This window comes from Halorubrum tibetense, from assembly GCF_042661865.1.
Classification (GTDB): Archaea; Halobacteriota; Halobacteria; order Halobacteriales; family Haloferacaceae; genus Halorubrum; species Halorubrum tibetense.
This window is the reverse complement of the sequence record NZ_JBHSWW010000622.1, coordinates 1-634: the sequence shown is the minus strand read 5'-3', so window position 1 is coordinate 634 and position 634 is coordinate 1. Positions and strand designations below refer to the sequence as shown.

The following is a 634-nucleotide window of genomic DNA, read 5'->3' as shown; positions in this document are numbered from 1 at the left end:
TTTCTCGGCGATGCGCGCCGCTAGCTCAGCTTTGGCTTGCGACAATTGCGCTTTATAGGTGTCTTGGTTAATTTCGAATAAGACTTGATCTTTTGCGACAAAGCCACCTTCTTGGACATTGGTTTTTTCTAGCGTGCCTTCAACCCGCGCGATCAACTGTACTTCGGAATAAGCTTCCGTACGCGCAACAAATTCTCTGCTGCCGCCAATGTCCTGTGCAGACACAACCACCACTGACACGGCCGGCGGCGGTGCTTTTGGTGGTTCTGCTTTTTGTCCGCATGCGGTTAGCATTAAAGCGGCTGAGGCCGACAACCAAAGGCTGCGGTGGAGTGACGATAGAAGGGTCATGATTGCGTCCTTGTCTTTATGTTATTGGGTATTAATTGATAATTTTTACGACGCTGGTGTCAGGGTCGCGGGTTTTTTGGGCCGAGTGAAGTTGATCGAGGTAGTCTTGCCAGCGCTGTGGGTACTGGCTGGCAAGTTCAAATAAATAGGGCCAAGTGTAGAGACCGGAATCGTGACCATCACTGAACACCAGTTTGAGCGCATAGCTGCCAACCGGTTCAACGTTGTGGAGAACAACATTGCGTTTCCCAAATTGCAGCGTTGCCTGGCCTGGGCCATGGCC

The 634-nt window shown here is 51.3% G+C and carries 1 protein-coding gene and 1 pseudogene; both read right to left on the bottom strand.

Features of this window, described 5'->3' with window-relative positions; genetic code table 11:
* Window positions 1-351, bottom strand: a pseudogene (locus ACFQEU_RS17350) (hypothetical protein); the annotation flags it as partial.
* A gap of 31 nt (window positions 352-382) precedes the next feature.
* A partial coding sequence (locus ACFQEU_RS17345; RefSeq protein ID WP_379784179.1) for a gamma-butyrobetaine hydroxylase family protein occupies window positions 383-634 on the bottom strand: 252 nt, incomplete at its 5' end.